At 68.3% G+C, this 14600-nt stretch carries 12 protein-coding genes; 4 read left to right on the top strand and 8 right to left on the bottom strand.

From position 1 onward, the window contains the following. Positions 1–128 precede the first annotated feature (128 nt). On the top strand, positions 129–1034 hold the full coding sequence (locus BN948_RS14955; protein ID WP_009516887.1) for a c-type cytochrome: 906 nt from the start codon (positions 129–131) through the stop codon (positions 1032–1034). Between the two features lie 27 nt (positions 1035–1061). On the opposite strand, the gene BN948_RS14950 is transcribed toward BN948_RS14955, so the two are convergent. The 6 genes from BN948_RS14950 to BN948_RS14925 all read right to left on the bottom strand — a co-directional run bounded on the left by BN948_RS14950 (position 1062) and on the right by BN948_RS14925 (position 7258). Then, positions 1062–2597 carry a ComEC/Rec2 family competence protein gene (locus BN948_RS14950; protein WP_420319433.1) on the bottom strand — a complete coding sequence of 512 codons (1536 nt, stop codon included), beginning with the start codon at positions 2595–2597 and terminating at the stop codon, positions 1062–1064. A gap of 154 nt (positions 2598–2751) precedes the next feature. After that, positions 2752–3939, bottom strand: coding sequence for a serine hydrolase domain-containing protein (locus BN948_RS14945; protein WP_009516889.1), 1188 nt, complete (start codon positions 3937–3939; stop codon positions 2752–2754). Between the two features lie 19 nt (positions 3940–3958). After that, a complete protein-coding gene (gene bktB, locus BN948_RS14940) occupies positions 3959–5143 on the bottom strand; it encodes a beta-ketothiolase BktB (RefSeq protein ID WP_009516890.1) in 1185 nt (394 codons plus the stop codon). Positions 5144–5201: 58 nt separating this feature from the next. Further along, the gene (locus BN948_RS14935) at positions 5202–5759 is read right to left on the bottom strand and encodes a histidine phosphatase family protein (protein ID WP_009516891.1); all 558 of its coding nucleotides are present in this window, start codon (positions 5757–5759) and stop codon (positions 5202–5204) included. A 22-nt stretch (positions 5760–5781) separates the two neighbouring features. Continuing rightward, positions 5782–6537 carry an SDR family NAD(P)-dependent oxidoreductase gene (locus BN948_RS14930; RefSeq protein ID WP_035622345.1) on the bottom strand — a complete coding sequence of 252 codons (756 nt, stop codon included), beginning with the start codon at positions 6535–6537 and terminating at the stop codon, positions 5782–5784. A gap of 52 nt (positions 6538–6589) precedes the next feature. After that, a complete protein-coding gene (locus tag BN948_RS14925) occupies positions 6590–7258 on the bottom strand; it encodes an RluA family pseudouridine synthase (RefSeq protein WP_009516893.1) in 669 nt (222 codons plus the stop codon). A 57-nt stretch (positions 7259–7315) separates the two neighbouring features. Here BN948_RS14925 and BN948_RS14920 point away from each other — a divergent pair, with 57 nt between their 5' ends. Further along, complete coding sequence (locus BN948_RS14920) at positions 7316–8302, top strand: tRNA dihydrouridine synthase (RefSeq protein ID WP_009516894.1); 987 nt, start codon at positions 7316–7318, stop codon at positions 8300–8302. Positions 8303–8333: 31 nt separating this feature from the next. Beyond that, a complete protein-coding gene (gene gshA / locus BN948_RS14915) occupies positions 8334–9905 on the top strand; it encodes a glutamate--cysteine ligase (RefSeq protein WP_009516895.1) in 1572 nt (523 codons plus the stop codon). Between the two features lie 314 nt (positions 9906–10219). Here gshA and BN948_RS14910 read toward each other — a convergent pair whose 3' ends face one another. Next, positions 10220–10702 carry an SRPBCC family protein gene (locus BN948_RS14910; protein WP_009516896.1) on the bottom strand — a complete coding sequence of 161 codons (483 nt, stop codon included), beginning with the start codon at positions 10700–10702 and terminating at the stop codon, positions 10220–10222. Positions 10703–10831: 129 nt separating this feature from the next. Between BN948_RS14910 and ylqF the strand changes: the two genes are divergently transcribed. Further along, positions 10832–11770, top strand: a complete 939-nt coding sequence (gene ylqF / locus BN948_RS14905) for a ribosome biogenesis GTPase YlqF (RefSeq protein ID WP_009516897.1) — start codon at positions 10832–10834, stop codon at positions 11768–11770. Positions 11771–11875: 105 nt separating this feature from the next. Here ylqF and BN948_RS14900 read toward each other — a convergent pair whose 3' ends face one another. Then, on the bottom strand, positions 11876–14599 hold the full coding sequence (locus tag BN948_RS14900) for an Ig-like domain-containing protein (protein WP_009516898.1): 2724 nt from the start codon (positions 14597–14599) through the stop codon (positions 11876–11878). Position 14600: the final 1 nt, after the last annotated feature.

Below are 14600 nucleotides of genomic sequence, written 5' to 3'. Positions count from 1 at the left end.
GGTGCGCATGGGCCACTGCATCTGAAAAATCCCTTAAGCCGCGCCGCCGGCGCGCTTTTCCTCCACCGGAGCGTTGACGCGCCTGGGCCCGCTGTCGTGCAATCGCTTCACCCGACGAGGAGGGGTACATGACGACGAACAATCACCGCACGCGCTGGCTGCGCGTGCTCGGCATTGGCCTCGGCAGCTTGGTGCTGCTGGCCGCCGCCATCCTGGCCACTGGCATCTTCCTGGCCGAACGCAAACAGCAACGCCGCGTGGACGTGGCCGCGCAGGCCGTGCCCTACAAGAGCGACGCGGCCGCGCTGGAACGCGGGCGCTACCTCTACGCGTCGCGCGGCTGCGTGGACTGCCACGGCGCCAACGGCGCCGGCCGCACCTTTGTGGACGACGGAGCGCTCACCATCGCCGGCCCCAACATCACCACCGGCCCCGGTGGTGCGGTGGCCGCCTACCAGCCGGTGGACTGGGTGCGCGCCATCCGCCACGGCGTCACGCCGCAAGGCCGCGCGCTGATGGTGATGCCCAGCGAGGACTACAACCGCTTCACCGACGACGACCTGGCCGCGCTGGTGGCACACATCCGCTCACTGCCGCCGCAGACGGGGCAGGGCGCGGTGGTGAAGCTGCCGCTGCCGGTACGCGTGCTCTATGGTTTCGGCGTGGTCCCGGACGCGGCTTCGCGCATCGACCACACGCTGCCGCCGCAGCAGCCGGTGCCCGAGGGCGTGACGCTGGCGCACGGCGAGTACGTGGCCAATATGTGCATCGGCTGCCACCGCGAAGGCCTGGTCGGGGGCAAGATCCCCGGCGGCCCGCCCGACTGGCCGCCGGCCTCGCGCCTCGCCCCGGGCGAAGGCAGCGTGATGGGGCGCTACGCCGACGCCGACGCGCTGATCACCCTGTTTCGCAGCGGCAAGCGCCCGGACGGGTCGGCTGTGCAGGTCATGCCGTTCGAGTCGCTGCGGGAGATGAGCGAGACCGACCTGCGGGCGCTGCACCTGTATCTGAAGGCGTTGCCTGGCCAGGGTTGAGGGCCGCAGAAACGGTTGCCGGTCGTTTCACACCCGAACCACCACGGAGGGTGTCGGTTGCCCGGAGTCGTCCAACTGATAGGCGTAGGCTTCCTTCATCTTGACGTTGGCGCTGTCCGTGTAAATGAGCAAGCGACGGCCGTCCGTTCGGGTCTTCACCAGGCCGAACGCGGCGCGGCTGAAGCCGTGAAAAGCCCCGCGTTTCCTGGCCACCTGGGGATCGACGTTCTGCACCAGCTTTTCATACGTGAAGAACGCCACCAGCTCGGTCACGAAGATCAGGGGTTCGGCGACCCTCGAATGCTTTCCCAGGGCGCCCATCAGGGTGGCGCGCGGGTGAATGTATTCCTTACGTGCGTTCTCGTCGCCGCTTGAGACCACGCTCACCACCGGAGATATCGCTTGCACGAAGGCGCCGGAAAAATCGGCGGATCCATGGTGCGGCACCTTGAACACTTCCGATCGAAGATTGACCGTTCCCTTGTTGTGCTCCCGCGCGAGAAAGCGGCTGGCCTCATCGTTGAGGTCACCGGAGAAGAGGTAGCTGAAACCACCGTAGTTCAGCTTGAACACGATGGAGTGCCCGTTGATCGTATGAGACGCCGAGAAGCCCTTGCTGTCCAGATCCTCTTGCGCCAGGGATTCATGTCCCATTCGGGGGCCCTTGGGCGGGTCTCCCAGGAATTTCAGCCCCGTCTTGCCCGCGACCGTTTCCGTGATGGGGCCCAGGACCTCGATGTTCAGGCTGCCCTGGTTGAAAAAGGAAAAGGCCTTGGTGTCGCCGAGTTCCAAGCGGCGGAACACGATCTTGCGCCGCTTGTTGTAGGCCGCCAAGGCCTTCTTCCACTTCAGGAAGGGCGCGTTCATGTCCGCATCGGGAACCTTCAGCAGATCCGTCTCCAGTCCCACGAGGTAGAGGCTGTCGCCGAGCTTTGCGGTGGGGCCGAGCAACTCCTTCTCGGGCACCCTTTTCTTGTTCCTGGTGCCGGGCCGCTTCACGATGCCGTTGTGGTAGACGCGGTGCGGGCGAATGAACAGCCGCTTCTTCGGCTCGGGGTGTGTTTCGGAGTCGAAGATCCGGGGCAGGCCTTCGAAGTGGTCTGCGTCACCGTGCGTGACCAGAATGCAGTCGACGTCTTTGGGCTTGGCGGCGCTGGTGCCTCTGAAGCGGCCGGCCAGGTAGCGCGCGAACAACTGGTTGTCGCCACCATCGACGAGGATGAGTTTTCCGTCCGGCGTTTCGATGACCGCACCGTCGCCCTGTTGCACGTCGATGAAGTTGACGCGCAGCACCTCGTTGTTGGCCGCCTTGATGACGACGTCGGCGGGTTTGAAGCCGCTGGACCGGGTGGGCACGATGAAGCCCGGGAGCTTGTTCGGTGTGATGGAGCCGTCCAGCGCTGCCTCGTAGACGACGGTCTCGATTTCAACTGCCGAAGAGGTGATTTTCTTGACGGAGACCTCGTCCCCCCAACCGAGCGTTCGCAGAAACTTCTTGCGCCCGGCGTCGGCCCACACGTCCACCAGGTCCACGTTCACCACGCACCTTGTCGCCACGGCCATCTCCTGTGCGCCAATGCCATCGGGAGTTCTTGCCGTTTGCCTTCGGCGCGAAAGGACGGCGCAGAAGTATGCGAGCGCACTCAGGGCAAAGACCATCCCCCAGTCTGGGGATGGGCGCTCGCCGATGCCTGGGTCCGGTGTTCGCGCGCGCCGATCAGGCGAGCACCGCTCCGTACACCAGCCCCCGCATCACCCCCCGGTAGTGAATCCGCTGGTTCGGCGCCTGCGCCATGAAGATGGCGAACAGCCCCAGCGACGGGTCGACGAAGAAGTGCGTGCCCCCGATGCCGCTCCAGTGGTAGGTGCCCAGTGAGCCGGGCACGCTGGCCTCGCCCGGCGCGGTGCGCACCGCAAAGCCCAGGCCGAAGCCGTGGCCCGGTGGCAGCAAGGGGTTGTCCGCATGGGGCACGCTGGTGCCCAGGTGGTCGGCCGTCATGAAGGCCAGGGTGTGCGGTGAGAGCAGGCGCTGGCCGTCCAGTTCGCCGCCGTTGAGCAGGCACTGCAGGAAGCGCGCGTAGTCGTGCGCGGTGGACATGAGCCCGCCGCCGCCCATCTCCAGCTTCGGCACCTCGCGCGGGTCGTGCATGGGCATCTGCACGCCGCCATCGGGGTCGTGCTCGAAGGCCTCGGCGATGCGGTGGTGCTGCGCGGGCGGCACGTGAAAAGCCGTCTCGTGCATGCCCAGGGGCAGCAGGACAGTCTCGCGCAGGTGCTCGGCCAGGGTCTGGCCGGTGATGACCTCGATCACGCGGCCCAGCACGTCGGTGGCGCGGCTGTAGGCCCAGGCCGTGCCGGGTTGGTGCGCCAGCGGCAGCGCGGCCAGGCGCTCGCACAACTCGGCGTTGGTCTGGTCGCGGCTCACCAGGCCGGCCTGCGAGTAGAGCGCGTTGACGTGGCCGTTGCCGGTGAACTCATACGTCAGGCCGGCGGTGTGGCGCAGCAGATCCTGCACGGTGGCGGGCCGCGTGGCGGGCACCAGCACCACCCCGTGCGGGCCGGGCACGGCCACGCGCTGGTTCATGAAGCCGGGGACGTACTGGCCCACCGGGTCGCTCAGTTGCAGCCGGCCTTGCTCCACCAGCATCATGGCCGCCACCGAGACGATGGGCTTGGTCATGGAGTAGATGCGGAAGATCGCATCCGTGCCCATGGGCGCGTCGCGCGCCGGGTCGAGGCGGCCGACCGCGGCGTCGAGCACCACACGCCCATGCCGCGCGATGAGCACCGCGGCGCCGGGCAGGCGGCCGCGGTCCACGTCGCGCTGCAGCGCCTGAACGATGCGCTGCGTGCGTTCGGGGCTCAGTCCCAGCTCCGCCGGCTCGGCGGTCGGCAGTCCGTGCATGCGGGCCTCCGGTGCGCGATCAGGAACGTTCGAAGATGGCGGCGATGCCCTGGCCACCGCCGATGCACATGGTGACCAGCGCGAAGCGGCCCTGGCAGCGGTCGAGCTCGTGGATGGCCTTGACCGTGATCAGCGCGCCGGTGGCGCCGATGGGGTGGCCCAGCGAGATGCCCGAGCCATTGGGGTTGACCTTGGCCGGGTCGAGCCCCAGATCGCGAATGACGGCGCAGGCCTGGGCCGCGAAGGCCTCGTTCGCCTCGATGACGTCGATATCGTTCAGGCTCAGGCCGGTCTTCTTGAGCACGGCCTGCGTGGCCGGCACGGGGCCGATGCCCATGTACTTCGGGTCCACGCCTGCGTGCGCATAACCCACCAGCCGCGCGATGGGGTTGATACCACGCGCCTTGACCTCTTCGCCGCTCATCAACACCACGGCCGCCGCGGCGTCGTTGATGCCGGAGGCGTTGCCGGCGGTGACGGTGCCGTTCTCCTTCGCGAACACGGGCTTGAGTTTGGCCATGTCCTCCACCGTGGCGTTGGGGCGGAAATGCTCGTCGGTGCCGAAGGCCACCTCGCCCTTGCGGCTCTTGAGCATCACGGGAACGATCTGGTCCTTGAAGTAGCCCGCTTCCACGGCGTGCTGCGCGCGGCGGTGGCTTTCGGCGGCCAGTTTGTCCTGCTCTTCGCGGCTGATGCCCCACTTGGCGGCGATGTTCTCGGCCGTGACGCCCATGTGGATCTTGTGGAAGGGGTCGTGCAGGGCGCCGACCATCATGTCGATCAGCGTCACGTCGCCCATGCGCGCGCCGAAGCGGGTGTTGAGGCTGGCGTAGGGCGCGCGGCTCATGTTCTCGGCGCCGGCGCCGATGGCGATCTCGGTGTCGCCGAGCAGGATGCCCTGCGCGGCCGAGACGATGGCCTGCAGGCCCGAGCCGCAGAGGCGGTTGACGTTGAAGGCCGGGGTGCCCTGGGCGCAGCCGCCGTCGAGCGCGGCCACCCGCGAGAGGTACATGTCGCGTGGCTCGGTGTTGACCACGTGGCCGAACACCACGTGGCCCACGTCGGCGCCGTCGACGTGCGCACGCGCGAGCGATTCGCGCACCACCAGTGCGCCCAGCGCGGTGGGGGGCGTGTCTTTCAGGCTGCCGCCGAAGGTACCGATGGCGGTGCGCACCGCGCTGACGACGAAGACGTCTCGACTCATGTGAACTCCAGGGATCGAAGGGGGAAGGGGAAACGGGGCATGGTAGCGCGGGCCCGTGTCAGAAGGTCTGGCGCGCCAGCACGCGCAGGCGCTCACCCTCGGGCCGCGTCACGAAGACCTCGCCCATGGCCAGGTACTCACCGGTCAGCGCGGTGATGTTCACCTGGTGCGTGACGAGCATCCAGTTGCCGGGCGCGCGCAGCGATTGCACGGCGGCCAGCACCTCGCGGGTCTGCGTCTCGCGTGCCTGTGCCCCACCGAAGAACGAGTTGATGGGCGCCCACACCACGTGCCGGCCGAAGGCCAGTTGCGCGGTGTCCACGCAGCGGCACCAGGCGCTGCTGCGCACCTCGTCGAGGCGGATGCCCTCGCGCCGGAACGCCTCGCCGACGCGTCGGGCCTGCTCACGGCCTTCGGCGCTCAGGTTGCGCTGCGTGGTGCATTCGCCCAGCCGGAAATCGGGCGGGTCGCCCACACCCGGCTCGGTCGTGGCATGGCGCATCAGGACCACGTTGCCGCCCTCGCGCAGGCGGGCCCAGAACTCGCCGGGCTGGGCGCGAACGCCGCCCGCGGCCAGCACGGCGGAGGCGGCGATGAAGCGGCGTCGTTGCAGCATCGGGGCCTCCCGTGGGTGGCGCTCAGGCGTCGCGCACGTCGGCCACGGGGTTCTGGCCGAAGTCCGAGCGGTCCAGCCAGGCGAGCACGCGCGTGGCCGCGTCCTCGGGGCTGCTGAGCATGCCTTTCTCGCGCAGATCGACAAAGCGCTGGCGGTCGGGGAAGGCGCCCGCTTCGCTGCCGCGCAGGTGGATCTGCATGTCGGTGTCGATCACGCCCGGCGCGAGCGACACGAGCTTGGCGCCATGGGGCTGGTGCAGTTCCTCCAGCGCGCAGCAGCGCGTGAAGTGGTCCAGCCCGGCCTTGGCCGCGCAGTACGGCGCCTGCGAGGCCATGGCGTTGCGGCCCAGCCCGGAGGAGATGTTGAGCACGCGGCGCGGGCCTTTCCAGCCGGCCTTCACCCAGGCGCGTGTGGCGCCCAGGAACGCGGCCGTGAGGTGCATGGGCGCTTCCAGCCCCACGCGCAGGGCATTGGTGAGTTGGTCGGGCGGGCAGTCGGGCAGCGGCACGATGGCGGGCAGCACGCCCGCGTTGTTGATCAGCGTGGCGCTGGCGATCTCTTTCGGATTGAGGCCCCCGAGCCAGTTCGCCAGGCGATCGCGCGCGCCAACCGTGTCGGCCAGGTCCTGCGACCACTGCGTGAGCGGCGCGCCCAGGCGCTCGGCCTCGGCCTGCAGCTCATCGCTGATCTGGCGCGACAGGCACAGCAACACGTGGTTGGGCGAGAGCAGTTGCCGGGCCATGGCCTGGCCCATGCCGCGCGAGGCGCCGGTGAGGATGGTGAGGTGGGGGTGGTCATTCGGTGTGTCTCGTCGGGTCGGTCGTTGGGGTTCAGAAGGGGCAGGGGCTGTGCAGCTCGAGTGTGTCGCCGCTGACGGGGTGCGGCAAGGTAAGCCAGCCCGCGTGCAGCAGCAGCCGTTCGGCCATGGCGCGCTGCGCCTCGCTGGCGTAGAGCGGGTCGCCCACGATGGGGTGGCCGATGGCCTGCAGGTGCACGCGCAACTGGTGGGTGCGCCCGGTCACGGGCTCCAGTTCTAAGCGCGTGCCGATGTCCCCGTGCGCGCCTTGGTCATCGGCCGCCAGTCGCCAGCGGGTCAGGCTGGGCTTGCCCATCTCGTGGTGCACGATGCTGCGCGGCCGGTTCATCCAGTCGATCATGAGCGGCAGGTCGATGGTCTGCCAGCCGTTGCCCTCATCGGGGTTGGCCAGGCGGCCGGCCCCCACGGCGGTGTAGCGCTTGTGCACGCGGCGCTTCTCGAAGGCCATGGACAGGGCGCGCTGCATCGCCAGGCCGCGCGCCATCAGCACCAGGCCCGATGTGGCCATGTCCAGGCGGTGGACGATGAGCGCGTCGGGCCAGCGCACCTGGGCGCGCGCGCTCAGGCAGTCCTGCTTGTCCGGGCCGCGGCCGGGCACGGCCAGCAGGCCCGCGGGTTTGTCGAGCACGATCAGGGCATCGTCCTCGTACACGAGGTTCAGCGCGTCCACGGCGGTGTTCATGGCCACGATTGTCCCCGCCGCCGGGCGGCGCCCCGCCGCCACGGGACAATACGGCCCATGCTGCTGCTCGCTCCCATGGAAGGCCTGCTCGACGCCACGCTGCGCGACGTGCTCACGCGCCTGGGCGGCGTGGACCGTTGCACGAGCGAATTCATCCGCGTCACCAACACCCTGCTGCCTGAGCGCGCCTTCATCCGCGTGGTGCCCGAGTTGCTGAACGGCGGGCGCACCGTGGCGGGTGTGCCGGTGCGCCCGCAGTTGCTGGGCTCCGACCCCACGCTGCTGGCGGAGAACGCGGCGCGCCTGGCCACGCTGCAGCCACCGGGCATCGACCTGAACTTCGGCTGCCCGGCCAAGACCGTGAACAACAGCCGGGGCGGCGCCATCCTGCTCGACGAACCCGAGCTGGTGGGCCGCATCGTGGCGGCGGTGCGGCGCGCGGTGCCGGCGCACATCCCCGTGTCGGCCAAGATGCGCCTGGGTTACATGGACGACGCGCGCGCCGAGGACAACGCGCTGGCCATCACCGACGCGGGCGCCAGCGAACTCGTGATCCACGCGCGCACCAAGGCCCAGGGCTACAAGCCGCCCGCGCACTGGGAGCGCATCGCGCGGGTGGCGCAGGCGCTGCCCGCGCAACGGCCGGTGCTGATTGCCAACGGCGAGATCTGGAACGCGGACGACGCGCGGCGCTGCCGGGACGTGACGGGTTGCGAGCACCTGATGATCGGCCGCGGTCAGATCACCGACCCGGGCCTGGCGATGGCCATCCGCGGCGAGGGCGAGGTGCCGTGGCAGGGCGTGGTGCCGCTGCTGCCGCTGTTCTGGGCCCGCGTGAGCGCGCGCGTGGAGCGGCGCCACCGCGCGGGGCGGCTCAAGCAGTGGCTCAACTACCTGCGCCACCGCTACCCGCAGGCGCAGACCGCGTTCGATGAGCTGCGCCTACACCACGATCCCGAGGCGATCGAGGCCTGGATCGCCCGGGCCCAGGCCGCCTGGGGATGCCCCGACGAGGCGTCTGCAGAATCCGCGCAGCCGTGTTAACTTCCGGCCCCCGCTTCGCAAGAGTGTCCTTATGTCTGCACTGCAACAACGGCTGGCCGCCCTGGGCCCCGAGCGCCTGCGCGGTATGCGCCGTGGCCTCGAGAAGGAGAGCCTGCGGTCGCAGCCCGATGGCAAGCTGGCGCTCACCCCGCACCCGGCGGCACTGGGCAGCGCGCTGACGCACCCCCACATCACCACCGACTACAGCGAGTCGCAGCTCGAACTCATCACCGGCGTGCACGCCAGTGTCGAGAGCTGCCTGGGCGAACTCACCGAGGTCCACCAGTTCGTGTTGCGCGCCTTGCAGGCGCAGGGCGACGAGCGGCTCTGGGTGTCGAGCATGCCCTGTGGCCTGCCCACCGACGAGACCATTCCGCTCGGGCGCTACGGCTCGTCCAACGTCGGCCGCGCCAAGAGCGTCTACCGCATGGGCCTGGGCCACCGCTACGGCAGGCGCATGCAGACCATCTCGGGCATCCACTACAACTGGTCCCTGCCCGGCGTGGACAACGAGGGCTACTTCGCGCTCATCCGCAACTTCCGCCGCCACGCGTTTCTGCTGCTCACGCTGTTCGGCGCCTCGCCGGCGGTGTGTTCGAGCTTCGTCGAAGGCCGCAACCACGAGTTGCAAAAGCTCGGCGCCAGCGGCACGCTGTACATGCCGCACGGCACCTCGCTGCGCATGGGGCGCCTGGGTTACCAGAGCGAGGCGCAGGCCACGCTGGCCGTGAGCTACAACGGCCTGGAAGGCTACGCTGCCTCGCTGCACGACGCGCTCACGCGGCCCTGGCCCGCCTATGAGACCGTGGGCATCCGCAACCCGGGCGGCGACTACAACCAGCTCGCCACCACGCTGCTGCAGATCGAGAACGAGTTCTACGGCACCATCCGCCCCAAGCGCGTGATCTTCCCGGGTGAGCGCCCGCTGCACGCGCTGCGCGAGCGCGGTGTCGAGTACATCGAGGTGCGCCTGCTCGACCTCAACCCCTTCGAGCCCATCGGCATCGATGCGATGACGCTGCGCTTCCTCGATGTGTTCCTGCTGCACTGCCTGCTGGCCGACAGCCCGCCCGACACGCCGAGCGAAATCCGCGAACTCGCGCAGAACCAGCACCTCACAGCCGCGCGCGGCCGCGAGCCCGGGCTGGAGCTGCTGCGCCGTGGCGCGCCCGTGACGCTCGCCGACTGGGGTCAGGAAATCATCGAGCAGTTGCAGCCCATTGCCGACGCGCTGGACGAGCTGGATGGCACCGACGCGCACGCGCTGGCCGTGGCGCACGCGCGCAGCACCTTGCGCCAACCCGATCTGCTGCCCTCGGCGCGCGTGCTGCGCGCCATGTCGGCGCACCACGACGACTCCTTCATCGCCTTCGCACGCGGGCAGTCGGCGCTCACGCACCGGCACCTGCTGGGCCTGCCCTGGAGCGACGCCCAGCAGGCGCGCTTCGAGGCGCTGGCGAAACGTTCGGTGGACGATCAGCGCGCCATCGAGGCGGCCGACACCCTGCCCTTCGAGGTGTATCGGCAGGAGTACGTGTCGGCCGATCGCCTGGGGCACCCGCGCGTGGCGGCGGTGGGCAAGGGGCAGGCGCTGGCGGCCTAATAGCGATAGTGGTCGGCCCTGAGGTCATAGAAGGTGGAATCACCGTCTGAGGACCCTGTCCCGCTGTCAGTGGATTCAAGCTCTTTCGTATCGGAGTCCGACGAGCTTGAAAAACCCGACGGCGTGCGCGGCTGCGGTGCCCGGGCAGGTGGGACATGGGTGCCCCTGAGGGACGGCGGGCAGGACAGCGAGCGAAGGCGCATGGGATGGCGGTGGAGTAGGTAGGGAGACGTCTGGCAAGCGCCAAACCCTCCCTGAGTGCGCCACCCCAAGGCCCCGTTCCGGCCCCGCCATGAAGAAACGCTGAGGCGCCCTCAGGCCTCGCCGCCGAACTTCTTCACCAGGTTGGCGATGTACTTGTCGACGAGTTTTTCGAACTCGGCTTCCACCACCGGCGCCACCACCATCTTCATCAGGCTGGGCAGCGGCACGTCCACCGTGCCCTCGATGGCGAGCTCGATGGCGGTGGACTTCTTCTGGTCGGCGATCTTCCAGTGGCCGCCCACCAGGGCGTTGCCCACGCCCTTGACGGGCGTCCACTTCACCGTGCCGGTGCCCTTGGCCTCGTCCCACTTGCTGGTGTACTTGCTCGCGTACACGGTCTGGATGTTGACCTGCGCCGTGCCGACCTTCTCCATCTCCCACTGGTAGCTGCCGCCACCCAGGTCGGTGAGCTTTTCGACCTTGGGGAAAAACGCCACCGACGCGGGCACGTCGGACAGCAGCTTGAACACATCGGCCGCCTTGGCCTTGACGGCGAATTCGTAGCCGAGGTCGATCTTGACGGTGATGGCCATGCTTGCCTTTCGCTGGGAGGGGGTAAGGACGGGGCATTCTAGGCAGGCGAGCCCCGATCGGGGGGCGGACTTGTACCAAGGCACAATGCGCGTCCTTCCGCCCCCCTCAGCCCTTGTTCCCCGTCCCCCATGAGCGTCCAGTGGTTTCCCGGTCACATGCACCTCACGCGCCAGGCCATCGCCGAGCGCGTGAAGGCCATCGACGTGGTGATCGAGATGCTGGACGCGCGCCTGCCGGGCTCCAGCGCCAACCCGCTGCTGAGCGAGCTCACGAAGAAGCGGCCGTCGCTGAAGGTGCTGAACAAGCAGGACTTGGCCGACCCGGAACGCACCGCGCTCTGGCTCGCGCACTACAACGCTTTGCCCGCCACCCGCGCCATCCCGCTGGACGCCAGCGTGACCGCACCGGCGCGCGCCTTGATCGCGGCCTGCCGCGAACTCGCGCCCAACCGCGGCGGCATGGTCAAGCCGCTGCGCGTGCTGATCTGCGGCATCCCCAACGTGGGCAAGAGCACGCTCATCAACACCCTGGTGGGCAAACGCTCCGCCAAGACCGGCGACGAGGCCGGCGTGACGCGCACCGAGCAGCGCCTGCTGCTGGCCGACGACTTCTACCTCTACGACACGCCGGGCATGCTGTGGCCGAACATCATCGTGCCGCAGAGCGGGTACAACCTTGCTGCGAGCGGGGCCGTGGGGCGCAACGCCTACGACGACGAAGAGGTGGCGCTGGAGTTGCTGGACACGCTCAAGGCCAGTTACCCGGCGCTGCTGCTGGCGCGTTATGGCTTTGCTTTCAGCGCCGAAGCGCTGGCCGATGTGCCCGCCGAAGAATTGCTCGAAACCATCGGCCGCCAGCGCGGCGCGCTGGTGAGCGGCGGGCGTGTGGATGCGCAGAAGGCGGCGGAGCTGGTGATCGGCGACTTTCGCGCCACCTTGATCGGACGCATCACGTTGGAGACGCCGGTGCAGTACCTGGAGTGGCTGCGCGCGGGCAAGGCGGCGCATGCGCAGAGGCAGCAGGAGCGTGAGCGGGAACGGCCTGCGCGCAGGCCGCGGCGGCGCTGAACCGCAGGCCTTTGCACGAGGTCCGCAAAGCAAGGCCAACCCAGCCCAGGGTGGCCTTGTCGTTCCAGGGCGCACACCTGAGTGCCTTGGGGAACGGAGACTTTGTCACCAGTCGCAAGCAACCAGCCACTGTTGGCGATCCGTGCTCCACCTCACGCGCTCGCTGGCCCACAGGCCGTAGTACATCGTTTCGCTGCGCGCGGCTTCGAAGTTGCGTGTTTCGCTCAGTTCTACCCATGCTGGCAGCCAAGGGGCTTGCGATTCGACATACACCCTCGACAACATCAATCGCCGCCAATAGTCGCCTCCCGGGTTGGGGCCCGTCCTGAGCGCATACCCCGGCACATAGCCCATGGGGTAATACACCACACCGTCGCTGTTCGTGATCAAGGTGCCCCCGACGCTGTTGTCGGCTCCCGCATTCTTGATGGGCCAATTCCAGATTTCGTCGTCGCAGGCTGAGATGCCGAAGACCCGCGGTGGGAGATAGAACAGCAGCGTGGGTTTGGCCTTTGCCACGATGACTTGGCCTGTGACGGTTTCACCCGTGCTGGTCTTGGCCAGGATGGTGGCCGTTCCGGCGTTGAGGATGTGGATCGTCGTGCCGTCCTTGATTTCGAACACGTCCTGTTGGGCATTCCCGTACTCGAAGGTGACATTGCCCACGACGCCCGTGGGGCGCGGGATGAGGAAGTCTGGATCGCCATACGTGGCGTGGATGGCTGCGAAGCTTCGGTCCTGGGCCGACTTCACCGTCACGGTGGCTTCGACGAAGGCCTCGCGGAAGTTGTCGGCGGCGCTCTGGGTCGCGCGGATAGTGGCTGGCATGCCGGGCGGTGTTGGAGCCACCGGCACAATCTGGCCATTGACGATCCTAGCGACCTCGGGCTGCCCCGGCGCTTGGACGATCTCATAGCGCCAAGTGCCCGAGGCGTTGAGCGAAGCGGGTGTAGACAGTGTGCGAGGGAGCGAATCCATGCCGATTTCAATGTCGGGGAAGCTTTGCAGCCTGGGGTTAGCGCCGGTCACCGTCATCACGACGCTGTCGTAGTCGAGCACCGCCGGGCCGCCGCCCGCAACCACGTAGCAGGTGATCACCGTGGTGCCGACACCCGCGGTTTCCCAATGGTCCTTGTCGAACCCTTCAGAGCCGGTGGCGATGCCCACGCCGCGCAACACGGCCGTGTTGCTGGACCTGAAGTGGGTGCAGCGATTGCCGTCGGTGATTTCCGCGCCGCTGTCGTCATAGGACTTGGGCATCACCGGCTTGTCGCCGTAGACCACGCTCAGCGGCGCCCCCAGATTGAACCGCTTCGGGATGCCTGAGGCATCGACCTCGAACTCACGAACCAGAGCGGGGATGGTCCAACCCGAAGAGATGGCTTCAGCGAACGGCCCCGACACAGTGGACAGCACGAAGCGATACGTACCTGTAGTGGCCTGATCCGTGACCCGAAAGCTCATGCTCCCGTCGGTTCCCACGCGGCTTGGGGGCGTGTGCGTGGCGAGCGGGATGGCGGGGGAAGCGAATGCCGGATCGCTGGCCGCGACGTGGCCCGCCACCGCACCCCTGACGAAGTTGACGCGATAGCCGATGTCAAAGCCGTTGCCGGGCTTGAGCAGCGACGTGGGCGACACGGTGATCTGGACGCCGGGCGGGCCATCGTTGATGGTGACGGGAACGGTGATCTCGCGCGCCGCCCAGGGACCGACTGCGGCTTTGGAAACCTTGACGTTCACCGTGCCCGGGCCCTTGACCCACAGCTGACCCGTCATCGGATTGATTTCGGCGATCTCGTCGTTCTGGATCGGATCAGGAATGCTGAAGACGATGGGCCCGGGGGCGTTCGAGCTGGCGCGCAGCGTGGTTTCGAAGGTGGTGGACGGCAGTGGTGGCACGGGGTCTACCGTCAGCGTGGGCTGGCCCGCGACCACCGTCCACGTGGCCTTGGCCACCACGATGCCTCCGGCATTCCTGGCCTCAAGCTCTGTCGTCCCCAACTGGCCCTTGAGCGACACCTGGGGCGAGCCGCTGGTGCCCACGATGGTGGCCACGCCGGGTGTGCCGCTGGTGTAGGTGACCGACTGACCGCCCAGTTGGGCCGGCAGATCGATGGGCGTCGTGGTGTACGGAATCTCCTGGTTGTTCAGGCCCGGAACCGCCGTCACCTCGAACTCGGCCTCCACGGTCCCGCTGTCGTAGATGCCCAAGGGCTTTTGCGTGGCCACGATGGTGGTCTTGCCCACCGCCTTGACCGTGATCAGGCCTTGCGGCGTGATGCTGGCCACGGTGGTGGCGGTGTCCTTGAGGCTGTAGACGATGGCCGCGCCCTGGACGTTGGAGGTGGGCGCCGTGATCTGGAAGGCCGGCATGCCATACATCACCGGGGCCAGTTGCCATGGCTGGAAGGTGACGGGCTGGCCTTTCACCTTGATGGTGTAGCTGGCGCTGGCCGCCGGGTAGGGCGGTGAAGCGGCCTGGTCTGCCGTGATGGTGGCCTCGCCCGCGAGCACGCCGCTGACCTGGCCCGTCTGGGCGTTGACTGTGGCCACCGCCGTGTCGCTGCTGCGGTACGTGACGGCGCCCGGGCTCAGGCGCGCGGTGGCGGTCTGCGTGAACTGCTGGTTGACGGCCACCTCGGCCTTGGCCTGCGCGAACGACAACTGCTTCACGGTGGTGATCACCAGATTGTTGATGCTCACACCGCCCGCCGCCCACACGAGGGGCATGCCGATGAGGAGCAGCAGCAGCCATCGCCAGGGCCGCTTGAGCAGGGGAAGGAAGAACGGCGTCATCGAGGGGGCAGAGAAGAGGTTGTTGGCGCGCATG

The organism is Hydrogenophaga intermedia, assembly GCF_000723405.1.
In the GTDB taxonomy this organism is placed as follows: Bacteria; Pseudomonadota; Gammaproteobacteria; order Burkholderiales; family Burkholderiaceae_C; genus Hydrogenophaga; species Hydrogenophaga intermedia.
Note: the sequence above shows the minus strand (reverse complement) of the source record. Positions and strands in the feature narration are given on the sequence as shown.

Bases quoted from the DNA above. Each gene is read 5' to 3' on its own strand.
- BN948_RS14955 (WP_009516887.1), top strand. From the start codon at position 129: ATGACGACGAACAATCACCGCACGCGCTGGCTGCGCGTGCTCGGCATT.
- BN948_RS14950 (WP_420319433.1), bottom strand. From the start codon at position 2,597: ATGGCCGTGGCGACAAGGTGCGTGGTGAACGTGGACCTGGTGGACGTG.
- BN948_RS14945 (WP_009516889.1), bottom strand. From the start codon at position 3,939: ATGCACGGACTGCCGACCGCCGAGCCGGCGGAGCTGGGACTGAGCCCC.
- bktB (WP_009516890.1), bottom strand. From the start codon at position 5,143: ATGAGTCGAGACGTCTTCGTCGTCAGCGCGGTGCGCACCGCCATCGGT.
- BN948_RS14935 (WP_009516891.1), bottom strand. From the start codon at position 5,759: ATGCTGCAACGACGCCGCTTCATCGCCGCCTCCGCCGTGCTGGCCGCG.
- BN948_RS14925 (WP_009516893.1), bottom strand. From the start codon at position 7,258: ATGAACACCGCCGTGGACGCGCTGAACCTCGTGTACGAGGACGATGCC.
- BN948_RS14920 (WP_009516894.1), top strand. From the start codon at position 7,316: ATGCTGCTGCTCGCTCCCATGGAAGGCCTGCTCGACGCCACGCTGCGC.
- gshA (WP_009516895.1), top strand. From the start codon at position 8,334: ATGTCTGCACTGCAACAACGGCTGGCCGCCCTGGGCCCCGAGCGCCTG.
- BN948_RS14910 (WP_009516896.1), bottom strand. From the start codon at position 10,702: ATGGCCATCACCGTCAAGATCGACCTCGGCTACGAATTCGCCGTCAAG.
- ylqF (WP_009516897.1), top strand. From the start codon at position 10,832: ATGAGCGTCCAGTGGTTTCCCGGTCACATGCACCTCACGCGCCAGGCC.
- BN948_RS14900 (WP_009516898.1), bottom strand. From the start codon at position 14,599: ATGCGCGCCAACAACCTCTTCTCTGCCCCCTCGATGACGCCGTTCTTC.